Genomic DNA, 2,113 nt, shown 5'->3' on the forward strand with positions numbered 1-2,113 from the left:
GACCAGCACCTCACCGGGCCTGGCGTACTCGCCGATCCTGGCCGCCAGGTTCACGGTCCGGCCGAAGTAGTCACCGTCCTGAAAGATCCCCGGCCCCGCGTGGATCCCGACATGCGCCGGCGGCAGGCCCTGGCGCCCGACCGCCTCCACCATCTCAAGGGCGGCCAGCACGGCAGCTGCCGGCTCCCGGAAGAAGAACATCACCCCGTCGCCGAGCCACTTCACCGGCGTCCCGTCGTGCTCCTGGGCGGACCGCCGGACCAGACCAGCCAGCCTCGTCGCCAGGTCGGCGGCGGCCTCATCCCCCCGCTCCTCGGTCAGCCGTGTGTACCCGGTGATGTCCAGGAAGCAAACGGCCGGCGGACGCTCCAACCGGCGGTACAAACCAGCCCGTTCCAGCGCGCCCTCGACGTGCTCGACGGTCTCCCGGTTCCAGGTGTGTTCCTGCTGCCCGTAGTAGAGCGCGAGGAGGGCACGCTCGCGGAGGGGGGCCATGCGGGATCCGAGGTCGGCCTGAGCTTCCAGCATCTCGCCCTCGGTCATGCCCGACGCAAGCATCCGCGTCATGACCTCGCTGTGCCACCAGGCCGTCTCGGTCTCGGCGATCCGGCGCAGGCTGTCTCCGCAGACCCGAAGCCAGCGCTCGATGACGGCGGGGTCGAACCCCTCCGAGAGCTGGAGCTCGATCACCGGCACGACCTTCAGCTCGTTCTGGTGGACGGGGTCCTCGGGCCGGGGCTCGGCGAAGCCGTAGGCCTCGCGGACCACCATCAGCAGCTCCAGGGGGATACCGGTCTGTGCGCTCAGCTGGTGGAAGGTCGTGCCGCTGAGCCCGGCGAACTGATCGAATGCGGCCGCGTCCAGGTAGGAGAACGACAGCGCTCCATCCCGGACGGCGGCAGCTATGCCCTCGAGCGGCACGCCGGCCCCCTCAAAGCTCTGCACCCACCGCGCCCTGAGCACGTCACCCGGCGAGAACGCGTCTCCCGCAGCTGGCGTCAGGATCGCGAGCTCGACCAACCGGTCGACGTAGTCGGGGCCGACCCCAGCCCGCTGGGCGACCTCCTGCCTCGAGTATCCGCTCACACCGCCGCCAGCATAGCCTCGCGCAAACGAGCAGGCGTCGCATGCTCACTGGCGAGGGCTCGGCTCCGCTGCCAGCCGCCTGCCCGCAACCGCACCTCGTCTGCCCTCGCGTCGCACAGTCACACCTTCGTAGATAAGGGCGCCCACCTGCGGTGACGTAGTGGAAGGGTTCACCGCGCCCTGGAACCGAAGGGCATGGCGAAGTCTTCACACGGCAGAGGCCACAGGTTCGAAACCTGTCACGCCCACCAACCATAATCGCAGGTCAACGCCTCCACTAGCGGTCGTCGCCGGCGGCCCGGACGCCGGCAGGCGGCGAACATCCTCCGGCCGAGCTGGTGGCCGTCGCCGCCACGCCGAGCGAAGTTCGCTCGGCGGCTCAGCCCTAGGTGAAGGCGGCGGGTTGGCGCGGGTGTAACGCGATGAACGACGACGACGCTCTAGGGGCCGACATGCATCGACCGCCTTGACCGCTTGAGGCCGCGGTCCCAGCCGCCGCCCCAAGACCTCCTGGACCGGCTGCTGGACGGCCGCCTCGACCCGGTCTCGGCCTCACCAGGCTGAGGGAGCGCGTGGCCCGAGACGGCGAGCAGGTGCGGGCTGGACCGGCAGGGGCCGGTCAGGACGGCGACGGCCCGCGCCGGCGGCCGCTGCGGGACCGGCTGCAGCTGTGGGCGCTGGTCGAGCTGTTCGTGCTCTGCGGCTTCGCCATCGCCCAGCCGCTGCTGGACGTCACCGGCCGCAGCCCTGAGTTCTTCTTGTTCCGCCGGGCCGACCGGCTCGACATCGTTGCCCTGGCCCTGGGCCTGCTGCTGCTGCCGGCCCTCGGCATCTGGACCGCTGAGGTGCTGACCGGCCTGGTCAACGAGCGGGCCCGCCGCTACCTGCACCTGGCCGCGGTGGCCGGGCTGCTCTCCCTGGTGGCCATCCAGGTGGCCAAGAAGCTGACCGGCCTGCGCGGCCCTCTGGTGGTGGCGATCGCCCTGGCCGTGGGCGCCCTGGCCGCGGTGGTGTACGCCAGGGCGTC

2 protein-coding genes are annotated in these 2,113 nt (G+C 71.1%); one reads left to right on the top strand and one right to left on the bottom strand.

Annotation, left to right across the window (positions count from 1 at the left end; translation table 11 throughout):
• The coding region (locus tag VF468_18735; GenBank protein ID HEX5880328.1) for an adenylate cyclase regulatory domain-containing protein at positions 1–1,086 on the bottom strand (1,086 nt) is incomplete at its 3' end.
• Positions 1,087–1,658: 572 nt separating this feature from the next.
• On the opposite strand from VF468_18735, the gene VF468_18740 reads away from it, so the two are divergent.
• A partial coding sequence (locus VF468_18740; protein HEX5880329.1) for a hypothetical protein occupies positions 1,659–2,113 on the top strand: 455 nt, incomplete at its 3' end.

The organism is Actinomycetota bacterium (assembly GCA_036280995.1).
GTDB lineage: Bacteria > Actinomycetota > CALGFH01 > CALGFH01 > CALGFH01 > CALGFH01.